The sequence below is a fragment of the Ignavibacteriales bacterium genome (genome assembly GCA_026390775.1).
Lineage (GTDB): Bacteria > Bacteroidota > Ignavibacteria > Ignavibacteriales > Melioribacteraceae > Fen-1258.
On sequence record JAPLFF010000007.1, the window covers coordinates 1,349,011 to 1,363,103 of the forward strand.

Genomic DNA, 14,093 nt, shown 5'->3' on the forward strand with positions numbered 1-14,093 from the left:
ATGAAAAGAAATAACATTAAAATATTTATCGCTTCTCTTCTTACTACTTACTTCTTACTACTTACTACTTATTCTTTCCCCCAGCAGGAAAATGTTCCGATTGATCATCAAGTCTATATATTTCTTAAAGAGATGAAGGTTAAAAACTTGCCTGTAAATATTCACGATGACAGCCCGAACATGTCGCGTGCAGAAATAAGAAAAAATCTAGAATGCATTGATTCCTTATCAAATGGTTTAAGCGTTACCGAGAAAAAAATACTCAAGAAATTTCAAAATGAATTTTATGATGACTTAGCTGACAGCACAAACACATATCAGCTTTTTGGAGAACAAGCCGGATTTTCAAAAAGCGGAACTGATTTTATCTCCGATAAAATGAGATACGTTTATGCGTTCCGTAATGACGACGTAAATTTTTATTTGAATGTTCTCGGTAGAGCAATATACGGACAAAGTTTCAAACCGAAAATTACAAATGCAGAGTTGTACGATATCGGTTTCCGTTTCAGAGGAACTTTGTTCGATAAACTCGGTTACAGTTTAACTGTTCAAAAGGGCGGGGTAAGCGGGTCGCAAGATTTTGCGCCAATACTTGATCCGCGTCTTAAATATAATTTCAAATATATTGAGAATATTGAAAATATCAGCAACTATGATTTTACGGAAGGTTACTTGCGTTATTATTCCGAACCCGTAAAAGATATGTCGCTTGCGTTCCAGATCGGACGAGAGAAAATCAAATTAGGTTATGGTTACGAAAGTAAATTTGTTTTATCAGGAGATCATCCCTTGCTCGATTTTTTTAGAATTAATTTTAATTACGGAATTTTTAGTTTTACTTCTCTTCATGCTTCAACTGTCGGTGAGTTTAGCGCAGACCGTTCTAAAGATTTTACAAAGTTAATTGCGTTGAACCGATTCAAACTTCACTTCAAAAATCTTTTAGATTTTGGGCTGGGCGAAGGTGTGATCTATTCCGGAAGAGGATTAGACTTAGCTTACTTAAATCCTCTTGCGTTCTACAAATTTGAAGAGATGTCTCTGCAGGACAGAGATAACGGAGTTCTCTGGCTGGACTTGCAGACAAATTGTTTCAAGAATTTGGAATTTCAGTTTACATTTTTCTTAGACGACGATCCGTTAGGCAATTTGCAAGACCTTTCTAATTATATAAATAAAACCGGATATCAGATTGGTGCGTTTTGGTATTCACCTTTTTCTATAGACGATCTCTCTCTTGTTTTTGAGTATACTAGAATTCGACCGTATGTTTATTCCCATGATAATCCCAAAGACACTTATACTGCATTCGGTCAATTACTCGGTCACCATATCGGTCCGAACTCGGATGAAATTTTTATGCGTATTGCATATAATTTTAATGAGAAGATCAGGTTTAATTTTGATTACCAATACATTCGTCACGGACAAAACATTTACGATTCGCAAGGGAATTTGGTTTTTAATGCGGGAGGAGATGCCTTTGTTGCTCATCGGGATATTGTTGATCCTATACACATTGAATTTTTGGACGGCGAAAGGATAAATCAAAATATTTTTACTTTTAATGTTAGATATGAACCGTTCCGCAATTTTATTTTTGATTTTTTCTACCGTGAGACCATGAATAAAAATATTTCACGGGAGATATCAACTAATTCCAATTATGGTTATTTGAAGTTGACCTTTGAGTTGTAGTTTTGTAGGAATTTTTGTTTGCCTGACCTTTGCGTAAGAATTCTTTAATTAAAATTCTAATTTCGCAAGACTTGTAGCGATGATGAAATGTAATTTGTTATTAAAACTAATTTGAGAATGTAATAGTAAAAGTTGTTCCTTTCATATTTACTTTCCTTTCTCAGCGGCTGAAAATACTAGGTGTATTTAAAACAAGAAATGCTTTTATGATAAACAACTTTCAAATTCAAAAACGGTTTGAAAGTAGAATATTTTATATAGAAGTATTTAATCTGCCGGTAATGAAAATATAAATTTGCTGCCTTTGCCTAATTCGCTTTCAACATTAATAGTACCACCGTTCTTTTCGATAAATTCTTTGCAGAGAATTAAACCTAAACCGGTTCCGGCTTCATTTTCTGTTCCCGAAGTAGAATGAGTGGCATCAAGCTTAAACAAATTTTTTCTAACGGATTCACTCATTCCAACGCCGGTATCTGAAACAATAATTTCAATAAAACCATTTTGTTTGACTGCAATAATTTCAACTTTGCCGCCCTTTTCGGTAAACTTAAGAGCATTCGTTAGCAAATTCCGGATAATGGTGTTGAGCATATCTTCATCTGCCAAAACAGAAATGTCTTCGGGAATATTACTATTGATCCCGATCTGCTTTCTTTCAGCAGAAGCTTTAAGTAATTCCGTATTACCATGAACGATGTTGTAAAGATTTAATTTTAGCGGACTGAACTCTATGCGTCCGGTCTGTGAGCGTGACCATTGCAATAAGTTCTGAAGAAGACTATGTGAAATTTCTGCGGATTTTTTCATTTCGTCTATATAGAAAAGACGTTCTTCATCACTAAGGTCGGCATAATCCGTATGAAGTAAATCTGAGAAGCCAAGAATTGTAATAAACGGGTTCTTAAGATCATGTGCTATGATTGAGAAAAATTTATCTTTTGTAGAATTTAGTTGTTTCAATTCCTCTGTATATTTTTTAACTGCATCAGAATTTCTTTTTCTTTCAATTACCTGAGCAATCTGTTCTGCAACGAATATTAACAATTGCATTTCGTCTTCACCGTATGCTTTTTCATTTTCATAATCTTGAACAACCAAAACACCTATGGTTTTTCCGCTAAGCTTTAGAGGTACACCTAACCAAATTGCAGAAGGCGCACCGATCAATTCAGTCTCGCCGGTTTTTCTAAGTTCTAAATCTCTCTGTGGAGTAATGAGACAAGCTTCGCCTTTCCGTAAAATATATTCGGTTAAACCTTTACCGGGTTTTTTCGGAGGTTGAGGCGGATCAAATTCATCAACAAAATATGGAAAGGAAATCATATCAGCTTTTTCATCGTAAAGAGCTATATAAATATTTTTCACAGACATCAATTTGCCAATCTCTTCGTGGATTCTTTTATAAAGAGTATACATATCGGAAGCTGTGTAAGCGGCTTCAGAAATTTCGAAGAGAGCATTCCTAATTTTATCTGCGCGCATTTTCTCTGTAAGATCTCGCATCGTTGCTTGAATAAGCTCTTTACCGCCGATAATAATTGCTTTTAGTGAAATCTCACAGTCAATCAGAGTTCCGTTTGGCCTTTTGTGCTGCCAATAGAAACGCTGAGGATCTCCATTGAAAGCCTTGCTAATTTTATCAATGGCAGATTCATAAGAATTACGTCCGTCGGGTTGAACTTCCGGGGAAAAATCGGATGGCGGATGACCGACAATAAAACTTCGATCACATTTAAAAATATCCAATACAGCTTGATTACAATCAAGTATAATATTTTCGGAAGTGAAAAACATTCCTTCATCTGAACTTTCAAAGAGTGAGCGGTATAACAGTTCGCTTTCTTTTACTGAATCTTGACCCTCTTTTATTTGAGTTATATCCCGCGATATTCCAAACGTTCCAATAATTTTCCCATTCGAATCGTTAAGCGGCATTTTAGTTGTAGATGCCCAAGTTGTTCTTCCATCGGGCCAGTCTTCTCTTTCTTCCTTAGCAATAATTGGTCTACCGGTTTTAATAATTTGTTGTTCATCTGCAAAAGCATTAAAAGTATGTTCAGAACCGAATGAATCAGCGTCTGTTTTTCCAATCAGTAATTCCGGTTTTGATACTCCTTGTTTCATTGCACATGCTTTGTTTATTTTAATAAACCTGCTGTTCAAATCCTTGAAGTATATGCTGTCCGGAATATTATCTAAGAGTGTTACCAACAAATTTTGTTGGGATAAAAGATTCTCTATTGCTTGTTTATGTTCTGAAAGATCTTCAACTAGTGCAATAAAATGTTTTACATCGCTTTTGTTATTATCAACTTGAGATACAGTTAATTTTCCGTGTTTGACTTTCCCATCTTTTGTGATGTATCTTTTTTCAATCTTATAGCTCTTTCGTTTCCCAGCAATGATTTCATTGAATAATTTTTGATCGGTTTTATAATCGTGAGGATGAGTTATATCTTTGATTGTTAAATTTAGGAGTTCCTTTTCAGAATACCCGAGCATTTTAACGAGTGTTGAATTAACACGTAACAATTTGCCTTGGAAATTTCCTAATACAATTCCAAATTCAGCATTTTTAAAAATCGCTTCAAATAAAACATTGTTCTCATCTATATTTTTTTTGTCTGAAGGTTTCAAAGTTGATTTTTGGATGGATCTATTTTTTTTCTTGAGTTTACTTTTTTCTTTTTGCACTTCATTTCTTTTGTTTAACATAATAATCCTTAACAATATTCGTTTTGAGGATTCATTACAATAGAAATATAAAGAATTCTCAGCAAATTAGAGAAACCTTTATTTATTAAGAGATTGTGTACTTATAGCGGCAAACGGCTTTGTAGTGGTAGTATTAAGTTAATTGTCTCATTATTATTCTACAATCTTAAAAATCTCTGCACGTGTTCCGGCAATCTTTAACAATAAATCCGGGGCGAGGTTTATTTCTTCACCGCTTCTTAAATTAATAAGTTTCGATTTTTCCGAGATCATATTTTTCATCATCTTCAAATTAACATTAGACACTGAATTGTTATTATTTACAACTATCATAATTTTTTCATTGGCGAGAGTTCGGAAGTAAACGTATACATCATTTACCGGTGGGAAGTGTGTAAGTTTTCCTTCAGCAAGCGCAGGATATTTTTTACGAAGATGAATTAAGTCACGCAAAAAATTAAAGATTTCATTTTCGATTTTTGTTCTGCCGGCTGAAGTAAATGCATCGCGTTTATCGTTTGGAAATCCGCCGGGGAATGGAGCGCGTAATTTCCCGTCACCTTCCCCGCCGACAATACCAATCTCCGATCCGTAAAATATTTGTGGAATACCCCTTGTTGTTAAAAGAATTGTATAAACAATTTGCGCCTTGGCAATATTTCCTTTTGCATAGAACATTACACGTGTAAGATCATGGTTGTCGGCAAATGTAACCAAGTTGTCCGGATATTTATATAAAAAATCTTTTGCTAAAACGTTGAAAATATTATAAAGATTGTTCCGATCTTGTAAGTAACTGATTAGTACATCACGTAAAGCAAAATCTGTTAATGCCGGTAAATATGAATTAAAGCCTCTTGGTAAAAAAGTATCTTTCTGGTAACCGGCAAGAAAATCTGTTTCACCTGTCATAACTTCACCAACTATATTGATAGTCGGAAATTCATCAAGCAATGTTTTACCCCATCGAGCCATAAATTTTTGATTGTTATATGGATATGTATCTTCACGAATGCCATCGAGACCGGAGTATTCGATCCACCAAATTGTATTTTGAATTATATAATTAGCAACAAACGGATTCTCTTGATTTAAATCGGGCATTGAATCAACAAACCATCCGCGCTCAACTTGTTTTATTGTTGTGCTGTCAGCATGAATATCCGTAAAAATCATTTTATTGTGATTTGCATTGAGATGATTTTCTTTAGTTCCATTTGTCCAATTTTGTGTTGGCGGATTTTTCATCCAGACATGATCATCGCTAAAATGATTTGAAACATGATCAAGAATTATTTTAATATCATGCTGGTGAGCTCCATCTACAAATTTTTTATAAAGATCGTTAGTTCCAAGCCGAGGATCAATTTTATAAAAATCAGTTGCGGAATAACCGTGGTATGAACGAAAGGTGTTATTCTCTACAAGCGGAGTAGACCAAATTGTTGTTATACCAAGGTCTTTTAGATAATCAAGTTTATCAATCATTCCCTGAATATCTCCACCGGCTCGATTCTGTCCCGGAATTTTACTCATATAATCTGAATATCCCGGAATGGAATCATTTGAGGGATCTCCATTCACGAATCGATCTGGCATGATCAAATAAATTATATCATCAGAAGAAAATCCTTGAAAACGTTTTTTATCTTTTTCTCTTTTAAGAATTGGAAATTTAACGGATGTTTTTTCATTCCCGCGTGATAGAGTTAATTCATAATCTTGTGGTATGATATCGTTTTTAATTTCTATATCTATGAAAGCGTAATCGGGATTTGCAATTTTATTCACACGAACAACTTTGATGTTTCTATTATTAAACTCAGCCGAAATGTTGTTAAGGTTTTCGCCGTAAACCATTAATTGAATTTTGTTTGTCTTCATTTCCGCCCACCAGTTGGGCGGTTCAATTTTATTAATAATAATTTCTTGAGCGGTGGCGTTAGTGGAAATTATTAACGCGGCGATAATTAGAAAATATTTTTTCATTTTTATCCTAAGCAGTTAAAGTAAAGGCGTATTTATTCCAAAGACAAAATTATTTGCTCCAAGATAATTTAGTTTCCAGGTAAATTCTAACCGGAAGGGGAATAACGCTTGCCCTATTCCAAAACCGATCTCATAGAATGGAGATTTAAACTCGTTGAAAAATGAACCAGCTCCGGTTGGAAATATTGATTTACTTTTTGGAGAAACCTCAACCAGCACAGCATTGAAATGCATACTTAAATTGATTTGCAAGTCAATTAGAAATGAAAGATTAAGCATTCTAAAAATTTCATCGTTAAAATTATGTTCAATCGTAAGAGCTAAAACTCTATCGCCGAAAACTTCGCCAATTCTTAAAGTTCTCATGGTATAAGATTGACTTGCGCTTTCAATGTTTCCCGGTAACGCATACATCATTTGAAATGGAACCGGCCCGTCAGAGTAAATTCCATTCAGCACAAAGTTCATATTTGCTGATTTGAATGTTGGTACAAAACCGCTTAGTGTTAGTTTGTATGATTGGAAATCAAGACTGCTGTTAAGGGTACCGGTATTACTTAAAAGCATTTCGCCGGAAAGAATAGCCGTAAACCTTCCTTGTGATGTTCTTCTTCTAAAATATCCGTCTTCAATATATTTTCGGAAGTCGAGTTGAAATCCTGCAGTAAAAGCGTTTATTCTTGTTTCGTAAATTGTTTTATTAGTATTGTATTTTTTTTCTTTATTAAAAATTGAAAAATCAGAATTGTTGTAAGCATTGTTATCTGTCCGATTAAGTAATCCCAAAGACAATCTTAACACGGGAAAAACTTCACTCCATAGTTTTATAGAAAATCCTTTTGTGTAGTAGTAATCTTTGAAATCATATTTACCAAAAAGATTTGAAAGAGTAGAAGTAAGTTTATTATAGCGGATTGATTCACCAAAAAGCTCTGTTAATTTTGTGAACGCATTTACGGAAATCGAGTTAGTTCTATATTCACCCATAAAATAAGTTGAAGAAAAATCTGTTTTGAATCTTTGATCACTGAATCCGTATGAAAAGTCAATTCGGGAATTAAGTCTTTTATCTGCTGCTTGAGAAATATTTGCGCCGTAATTTAAAGTATGCCCTTCAACCGGATTGAAAGAATAAAGTCCAAGCGGTCCAGTAATAGATAAATTATCGTTCACATTAATGCTGGAGGATAAAAACGAAAAATTATCCCAGAAAGTTCTTGGTATAGCTTCAAGACTATCAATTCGTTTATAAGCTTCAAGTTCTTCGTTTGTATTTGAGATCGTTTGTGTGGATTTCCAATAAGTAGAATCTTTTTTGTCCGCATCTGATAAAACTTTTATGATAGCCATTCCGAAATAGTCATCATCAATTTGCGAATTGATTTTATAATCATAGAAAACAGTGTTCAACTCAAAACCGAATTTGAAAATGCCGAGGAAATTTCCGTCAGCAAAGATTCTATAATCCACAGGCATGTAAATATTATCTTCATAAGGGGTGTATTGCTGAAATATATTTACGCGGTTAAGGAGTCTACCCGGATTAGCGGCGTCATTTAAAGTCACATCTATTTTAACCAGAGAAAATTGATCATCGGTAATAAATATTTTTCCTACAAATCCCGGATCAGTTTTTTTAATCGGCTCTACGTGAATTTGAAAAACATTTTTGTTATCCATCGCAAGAGTGTCTTCGATAAGATAATCATAGTAATCAATTGCGTCATCGGAAATGGGGCTTGGTAAAGGGCGATTGAAAAACTGTATATCATCAGTATAAAAATTTTGAATAATTCTTCCTCCGGTGAGAATATTAACCGACGATGGAGTATTGGCGCTTTGTTTTCTTGCAATGATCTCGTCTTTGTAATTGTTCGGCTTTTTAAAGTAACCTTTGCTTTCATTTTCAATTATACCGCTAATCTTAAGTTTGCCTGTATCTTGTGCACCAATAGATAAACTTACGCTAGTGTTTGTCGATGAAAAATCCTTGGTTGTCTTAACCAACCCTTTTGTATAAGCGTGAAATTCGTATGTGTTAAGTTTATTATTTCGGTCATGTTTGGAATTGATTGCTCTTCGGATTATTTCTAATGCGGGATTTTCTCCTGGAAAGACCGTTATTTCCTGTAGATTGACTTGAACCGGTTCAAGTGAAAAATTAATGGTTTTATTTGACCCAAGCGTTACTGAAATTGTATCTGATCTGTAACCAATGAAGGAAGCAATTATTTTATAATAACCGCGGCTTAATCTAAGTTCAAAATTGCCTTCGTAATTTGCGGCTGTGCCTAATGTTGTTCCCGCAATGCGAATGTTCGAGTAGCTAAGAGAAGATGATGTGGATCTGTCTGTAACTTTTCCTTTAAGAATGAACTGCTGAGAAAAAGTAACAGATGTTAATAGTGTAAAAAGAATCAAAATATTCTTCATTTCGAAAATCCAAATTATGTTATGAAAATTAGACGAATCTTCTTGTTGTAAGTTCTATAATATTTGTTATCAAGCTGAACAAAGATAAAATATATACCGCTACCTAAAAAGGATGAAAAATATATTGTTGATGTAAAAAATAAGATATTATTTTAATGTGGTTTGTTCTTTCATAAAGGACATTTATAATGAAAATATTATTTGGCGAAGCAACAGATGTTTTATTAAATGGGGCTCAAGTAATTCCGGAAAGAACCATTAAAGCGGGTTATAAATTCAAATTTGAAACTGCGGAAGAAGTCTTAACAGATCTATTAAAATAATTTATTCGTACCAACCGACAATTTCAAAACTGCCTGTATTTGGAAATCCGGGCGGAACTGCAGTTAAGAATCTTGTATCGTAAGTATGTTTAAAACGTAATCCGTTTACCGGATTGCCATTATAATCATAATTTGCAGTTACTCTTGTATCGTGTGCAATAATTCCGCCTAAAATTTTCCAATCATGTAAAGTAGATTGACCCGTTGCGAGATTATCATCAGGACCAACATTACCGTTCATAGAATACATTGAAGCCTGAGTAATAACATCCGAGTTTGTGGTTCCTGAGTTAGATTGAATTCTAATATTCTGTTCGGCTATCATTCCTAACATATCCGTAGAGCTTGGGTTGGTTACCGGGTTATTCTGGTACTGAAGATCATCTACTTGATATATATTTCCATAACCACTCTGACTGTGTGTAGTAGCGGTTATTGTAACTTGTCCATTTAAAGTTCCTTTAGTATAAATATTACCGCCCTCAACATAAATCTTTCCATTCGGAGCTATTGTTGTGATTGGTGTAGTTATAGGTGACGACCAGGAAGAGGAACCTTGATTTTGAGTACTGTACGTTACTGTACCGCCACTATTAAAATATAATTGAACACTAATTCCTTTATTACTGAATCCTGATTTAAAAATTTTGTCAGCTCCTGATCTCAAACCTGTTGTGTCAAATGACATCGGTAAACTAACACCTGATTGAAAACCGCCATTAAAGACTGGTGCACCGGAAGGTCCCACTTGTTGTAAACTTCCCAAAGCGGTTACCTTTCCATTAAATTGAGGAGATCCATAAACTTGAAGATTAGCTTCAACATGAAAAGGTCCGTCAAATACATCGCCTGTAGCAGGTATTGCACTCATTGAAGAATAATAATTTCCGAATTTAGCAAAACTGCTCGGCTTAAGATCAACGATAACAGTTTTTGTTACACCGTTATATGTTCCTTCGGAGATAATAGTAGCTATCGTAGAGTTATAAGCAGGATCGCCGCTACACGTTCCGTAAGTATCTCCATGACCTATATGACCGGAGACAGCGGAATTTAAAATATCCATAGTTTTTTGTGCGGGAGTACCGGGTTTATGGCACAATATAGTTTTCCCTGAAGTTCCGCTGGTATTATTGCTTACATACACAGTTACAGTACCATATCCAATTGTAAGATTAGAATATCCGGCAGACCAAGTTTTATCCATAAAGATTTGATTAGCGGCCATGTTTGCACCGCTTAAGGCAATATTGTAAGCTTGAGCTGAAGTATAGTAGTTCATTGAATTGTCAACTGCTCTTGTAGTCAGATTCATAAAATTTTGTCCGAGTATAAGAAAAATTAAGCTAAAACCAAGAACTAACAATATTGCTGCTTTACCGCCCATATTTTATCTATTCCTTAAATTACGAGATGACATTCTAATCTGCCGCCAAAACACAGTTGGATATTCGTTGTTATATGCGGCGGTGCTTTCTATTTTCATATCTATTTGCATGGTTGCAATTTGACCCGGATTCGAAATTGGAAAACTCATCAGAGCTCCCAGAGCATTATAATACGAAAGATTAAATTGTGTAACACCAAGATTTGCGCCTGCAGGCGTATTATGATTTTCTACCCGGTATAACATTCTATCACGCGGATTGGGTGTCATAGTTAATTCACTTGCAGGACCTAAGTAATACCGCAGAGTATCAACAATTCCGTTCATATTTGTGTCAGTCAAAAATCTAATGCTTGTAGAATCAGCAGAAATTATTGCTTGAGACGGATCGGGAATTTTAGTCCAATCTTTACAGTAACCAATTTTTCTAAAATCATATTCAAGAAGTTGAACAACTTCAACGAGATTACTTTGCACTATTACTTCGCCGCCATAATTAAAAGTATTTTGTGTTGCAGCATCATCCAATCGCCACAGAATTACCAACAGTATTCCGCCAACAATCGTTGAACCTAATATGTCAAGTAAAGTACTAAATCCCATTTTTTTCTACCTGAAATAAAAATAACTAAAAATAGTTGACAGTCTTACAGTATCGGGCATAGATGGACTAGTAACAGTAACTCTTAATCTCTTATGCCATGTTCTTACATTTGCATTGGTATTAGGTGCAGTTGGAGTAACATAATCAACAACAGCAGTTGCTGTAAAATTAGCCGATAGAAATGTTGCATCGCCGGCAGTATTTTTTGTATAACCATTAAAGTCATCAAAGTCATCAAAGTCCGGATAGACTTCACCAGTTTCGCGACCCAGCGAACCGGGAGCCGTTAGTGAATTTAAATTTGTAACTGAAGCACCGACAGTTGCCGCATCGAAAGCTTTGTCTGTTGCTTGCTCAATAATTGATGTTCCCAAAGAGACAGCCATCACCTCGTACTTGGTTTGATTAACCGCAGTATTTGTACTTAGGAAACTGTTATTAATCCGTAATATTACTATAGAGAGAAGCAGTAGTGCGGCTATAGTGAGCATCATTTGACCGGTATTCATTTATCTCTACGAATTTTGTTGGTTAAAAAATAGGTAAAATCCGAAAAAGTATCTATTCAAATATCGTGCAAAAGAATTTTAGGTGTTTTCGAGCATATTATTAGAATTACTGTAATAGTTACAAGTATTATTGTTCCAAATCGATCGGATGTGTTTCGAAAAATCAAAGTTTCTACGAAAGTTATTATATTGAGCTTAAGATTAAATACCTGATGAATGAAAATGGAATCTCAAAATGCAATAAACATTCTTGTAGCCCTAAATTTGTTCGTTTCTATGAGTGCAAATTACTCAGGTGCAAAAAAAGGACTTAAAACATCTATTACTAAGGTTGTAGAAAGACCGGCAACATTTCTGCAAAAAGTACCTCCTAATATTGCCGCTTTAGTTCTTATACTAACAATCTTATCTATCTTTAAAATTGGATCACTAACAGATAGTTTTGAAATTCAATTTGAAAATATTCGCATTGCCGGACTAATTATGTTTCTAATTTTTTCTTGGCTTCAAGTATGGACATACAAATCACTTGGGAAAGATTATGCACAAGATATTGTTATTCTAAAAGAACACCAGCTACACACAACGGGGATCTATAAATTTATTCGTCATCCGCAATATATCAGTCAAATACTTTCAGACCTTGGTGCAGGACTAGCGCTATTAAGTTTTACAATTGTTCCGATAGTAATTTTATTTGAACTGCCTCTTTTTATAATGCGAGCGTCGGTTGAAGATAAGCTGCTTCAAAAGTATTTCGGTGAAAAGTTTGCCGCATATAAAAAGCAAAGCGGGTTTATTATTCCGTTCATCGGATAATTGTTATGAAAACCAAATTATTTCTGTTTATAATCTTATTGACTGCCTCGATTACATTTTCGCAGCGTCTATATAAAATTTCAGTTCAGATTTCAGGAAGAGAAGAAACATTATCATATGTTACTAAAGCAGGAATTGACTATGCATCTGCAAAAGAATTATCATCTCTTCTTGGCGTAACACAGTTTTTCAATGCTGAGGCAGCAAAGATTGAACTTAAGTTCAAAGATTATATTCTCAAGTTTACAGCAAAAAATCAATTTGTAATTCTCAATCGCAAATCTGACGGCGCACGATCAATTTTTCAAATTCCCATTTCTACATTATTGTTAAAGGAAGATGTGTTTATTCCTCTCATCTATTGTATTGAATATATAAGTCTTGGTTACGGGGAAAAAATTTCTTTCGACAGCCGCGCTAAAAACTTAATTATTAATGAAGAACCGTTTGCGGCAGAGTCTTTTGTTACTGCAAAACAATCCCAAGAAAAAGAAATTAAACCACCTGATCCAGAAACTCCGGTCGAAAAGGTAAGTTCGAAGTATGATATAAATTCTATTGAAGTGGAAGAAAAATCTAACGGAACATTAATCCGACTTAAAGCGAGCCGCAAATTAAATATTCCAAGGCACTCAATAAACAATAACACTTTGTATGTGTTCCTATCGGGAGTAACAATAGCGCCGGATATTATTAACTTAGTCAAACATGCGGGACTTGTTCAACGGATCAAAAAAACAGTAATCACATCTAGAAATAATCAACTGGAGTTTGTTCTAAACGATGGATATTCCACAACCGAAGCATTACAAGATTTAGATAATAATGATATTCTTATTACAATTCACAATAAACTTTTTGATTCTACACCATTAAATGTTGATGATGCAAGATCCAAATGGCTATTTGATTCTGTTGTAATTGATGCGGGGCATGGCGGAAAAGATCCCGGAGCTATTGGTGTAACAGGAGTGAAGGAGAAGAATGTAAATCTTGCAGTTGCTCTAAAACTTGGAAAATTAATAGAGAAAAATCTTCAGGGAGTTCACGTAGTATTTACACGTAAGACAGATGAGTTTATTGAACTATATAAAAGGGGGAAGATCGCTAATGAAAATGGAGGTAAACTTTTCATTTCAATTCACTGCAATTCAACCGAAGCTAAAGATATTTCGTATCGCGGATTTGAAGTTTATCTTTTACGTCCCGGCAGAACTTCGCAGGCAATTAAAATTGCAGAATTTGAAAATAGCGTAATCAAATACGAAGACAATCCCGATCGTTATCAAAAACTTACAGACGAAAATTTTATTCTAGTAAGTATGGCGCATTCTCAATTTATGCGTTACTCAGAAACATTTTCCGATCTCTTAGATCAAGAGTGGAAAAAAGATGTAAAGATTCCCGTTTTAGGTATTAAGCAGGCGGGGTTTTATGTTCTGGTTGGTGCTTCCATGCCTGGAGTTTTAATTGAAACCGGATTTTTATCTAACAGAAAAGATGAAGCTCATCTTGCAAGCACAGCAGGGCAAAATGAAATAGCCCAAGCAATTTTTTCTTCTATTAAAAAATATAAAGAGAATTACGAGAAAGAATTTGGGAAGTAGCTG

Annotated in this window: 10 protein-coding genes; 4 read left to right on the forward strand and 6 right to left on the reverse strand. The window is 34.6% G+C overall.

The window, feature by feature from the left end:
* Nucleotides 1-1,701, forward strand: coding sequence for a hypothetical protein (locus NTZ27_11155; protein ID MCX6175299.1), 1,701 nt, complete (start codon nt 1-3; stop codon nt 1,699-1,701).
* Between the two features lie 267 nt (nt 1,702-1,968).
* Here NTZ27_11155 and NTZ27_11160 read toward each other — a convergent pair whose 3' ends face one another.
* The 3 genes from NTZ27_11160 to NTZ27_11170 form a co-directional block, all read right to left on the reverse strand.
* Entirely contained in the window at nt 1,969-4,419 is a 2,451-nt protein-coding gene (locus NTZ27_11160; GenBank protein ID MCX6175300.1) for a PAS domain S-box protein, read from the reverse strand.
* A gap of 153 nt (nt 4,420-4,572) precedes the next feature.
* The gene (locus tag NTZ27_11165) at nt 4,573-6,408 is read right to left on the reverse strand and encodes an alpha-amylase family glycosyl hydrolase (protein ID MCX6175301.1); all 1,836 of its coding nucleotides are present in this window, start codon (nt 6,406-6,408) and stop codon (nt 4,573-4,575) included.
* Between the two features lie 15 nt (nt 6,409-6,423).
* On the reverse strand, nt 6,424-8,841 hold the full coding sequence (locus NTZ27_11170) for a DUF5686 family protein (protein MCX6175302.1): 2,418 nt from the start codon (nt 8,839-8,841) through the stop codon (nt 6,424-6,426).
* 188 nt (nt 8,842-9,029) lie between these two features.
* On the opposite strand from NTZ27_11170, the gene NTZ27_11175 reads away from it, so the two are divergent.
* Nucleotides 9,030-9,164 (forward strand): DUF1731 domain-containing protein, encoded by a 135-nt coding sequence (locus tag NTZ27_11175; GenBank protein ID MCX6175303.1) that lies wholly within the window; start codon nt 9,030-9,032, stop codon nt 9,162-9,164.
* A gap of 1 nt (nt 9,165) precedes the next feature.
* On the opposite strand, the gene NTZ27_11180 is transcribed toward NTZ27_11175, so the two are convergent.
* The 3 genes from NTZ27_11180 to NTZ27_11190 are packed head-to-tail and all read right to left on the reverse strand — an operon-like array spanning nt 9,166 to nt 11,664.
* Nucleotides 9,166-10,551 carry a hypothetical protein gene (locus NTZ27_11180; GenBank protein ID MCX6175304.1) on the reverse strand — a complete coding sequence of 462 codons (1,386 nt, stop codon included), beginning with the start codon at nt 10,549-10,551 and terminating at the stop codon, nt 9,166-9,168.
* 3 nt (nt 10,552-10,554) lie between these two features.
* Nucleotides 10,555-11,154 (reverse strand): hypothetical protein, encoded by a 600-nt coding sequence (locus tag NTZ27_11185; protein ID MCX6175305.1) that lies wholly within the window; start codon nt 11,152-11,154, stop codon nt 10,555-10,557.
* Nucleotides 11,155-11,160: 6 nt separating this feature from the next.
* Nucleotides 11,161-11,664, reverse strand: coding sequence for a hypothetical protein (locus NTZ27_11190; protein ID MCX6175306.1), 504 nt, complete (start codon nt 11,662-11,664; stop codon nt 11,161-11,163).
* Between the two features lie 222 nt (nt 11,665-11,886).
* On the opposite strand from NTZ27_11190, the gene NTZ27_11195 reads away from it, so the two are divergent.
* Both NTZ27_11195 and NTZ27_11200 read left to right on the forward strand, forming a co-directional pair.
* Nucleotides 11,887-12,483, forward strand: coding sequence for an isoprenylcysteine carboxylmethyltransferase family protein (locus NTZ27_11195; protein MCX6175307.1), 597 nt, complete (start codon nt 11,887-11,889; stop codon nt 12,481-12,483).
* A gap of 5 nt (nt 12,484-12,488) precedes the next feature.
* Entirely contained in the window at nt 12,489-14,090 is a 1,602-nt protein-coding gene (locus tag NTZ27_11200; GenBank protein ID MCX6175308.1) for an N-acetylmuramoyl-L-alanine amidase, read from the forward strand.
* The last annotated feature ends 3 nt before the right edge of the window (nt 14,091-14,093 follow it).

Bases quoted from the DNA above. Each gene is read 5' to 3' on its own strand.
- NTZ27_11175 (MCX6175303.1), top strand. From the start codon at position 9,030: ATGAAAATATTATTTGGCGAAGCAACAGATGTTTTATTAAATGGGGCT.
- NTZ27_11165 (MCX6175301.1), bottom strand. From the start codon at position 6,408: ATGAAAAAATATTTTCTAATTATCGCCGCGTTAATAATTTCCACTAAC.
- NTZ27_11160 (MCX6175300.1), bottom strand. From the start codon at position 4,419: ATGTTAAACAAAAGAAATGAAGTGCAAAAAGAAAAAAGTAAACTCAAG.
- NTZ27_11200 (MCX6175308.1), top strand. From the start codon at position 12,489: ATGAAAACCAAATTATTTCTGTTTATAATCTTATTGACTGCCTCGATT.
- NTZ27_11190 (MCX6175306.1), bottom strand. From the start codon at position 11,664: ATGAATACCGGTCAAATGATGCTCACTATAGCCGCACTACTGCTTCTC.
- NTZ27_11180 (MCX6175304.1), bottom strand. From the start codon at position 10,551: ATGGGCGGTAAAGCAGCAATATTGTTAGTTCTTGGTTTTAGCTTAATT.
- NTZ27_11155 (MCX6175299.1), top strand. From the start codon at position 1: ATGAAAAGAAATAACATTAAAATATTTATCGCTTCTCTTCTTACTACT.
- NTZ27_11185 (MCX6175305.1), bottom strand. From the start codon at position 11,154: ATGGGATTTAGTACTTTACTTGACATATTAGGTTCAACGATTGTTGGC.
- NTZ27_11195 (MCX6175307.1), top strand. From the start codon at position 11,887: ATGGAATCTCAAAATGCAATAAACATTCTTGTAGCCCTAAATTTGTTC.
- NTZ27_11170 (MCX6175302.1), bottom strand. From the start codon at position 8,841: ATGAAGAATATTTTGATTCTTTTTACACTATTAACATCTGTTACTTTT.